The 1020-nt window shown below is 63.6% G+C and carries 1 protein-coding gene; it reads right to left on the reverse strand.

Annotation, left to right across the window (positions count from 1 at the left end):
- A partial coding sequence (locus ABT116_RS50375; RefSeq protein ID WP_351648576.1) for an MmgE/PrpD family protein occupies nt 1–1020 on the reverse strand: 1020 nt, incomplete at both ends.

Here is a 1020-nt window from a genome sequence, read left to right on the forward strand (position 1 = left end):
GTCGACGATGACCTCGCCGCTCTTCAAGGTGATCTCGGCGCGAGCACCGAAAGCCTTCTCGTCCGGATCCGTCGAGTGGTAACGGCGTGTCCATTCGGGATCTTCGCGTGTGGAGATCTTGTTCCACAGTTCGATCGTGTCGGGGCGCTGTGCACGCTCGGGCGCGTAGGAATGCTCGTGGTGCCACGTACCGTCCTGCAGCGCAACGGCAAAGATGTACATCACCGAGTGATCGAGAGTTTCGCGTGATGCGGTGGGGTCGAACTTCTGCGGATCGCCGGAACCGGTGCCGATGACGACGTGGGTGTGGTGACTGGTATGCAAGACGATCGAGGCGATCTGGTCGAGATCGCCGACGCGAGAACGCATCCGGCGAGCGAGGTCGATCGGCGCCTGGCTCTGGTACTCCGCGGAGTGTTCCTTCGTGTACGAGTCGAGGATGGCGCGCTTCGCCTCACCAGAACCCGGAAGCGGAACGTGGTACTCCTTGTCCGGGCCACCGAGCAGCCAGGCGATCACGCCGTCTTCGCCTTCCCAGATCGGTGAAGGTGCACCTTCACCGCGCATCGCACGGTCGACTGCCTCGACGGCAACCTTGCCGGCCAGCGCCGGCGCGTAGGCCTTCCAGCTGGAGATCTCGCCCTTGCGGGACTGCCGTGTAGCCGTCGTGAGGTGCAGCGCCTGGCCGATTGCCTGGTAGATCGTCTCGGTCTCCAGGCCGAGCAAGGTTCCGATACCTGCCGCGGCCGAAGGGCCGAGGTGTGCGACGTGATCGATCTTGTGCTCGTGCAGGCAGATAGCCCGAACCAGGTCGATCTGGATCTCGTAGCCAGTCGCCAGACCGCGAATCAGGTCTTGACCGTCACGCCCGGCGTGCTGAGCGACGGCAAGGATCGGCGGGATGTTGTCACCGGGGTGCGAGTACTCGGCGGCCAGGAACGTGTCGTGGAAATCGAGTTCACGAACTGCTACGCCGTTTGCCCATGCGGCCCATTCAGGCGAGAAGGTACCCGAGATACC

The sequence above is a fragment of the Streptomyces sp. NPDC002130 genome (genome assembly GCF_040296465.1).
In the GTDB taxonomy this organism is placed as follows: Bacteria; Actinomycetota; Actinomycetes; order Streptomycetales; family Streptomycetaceae; genus Streptomyces.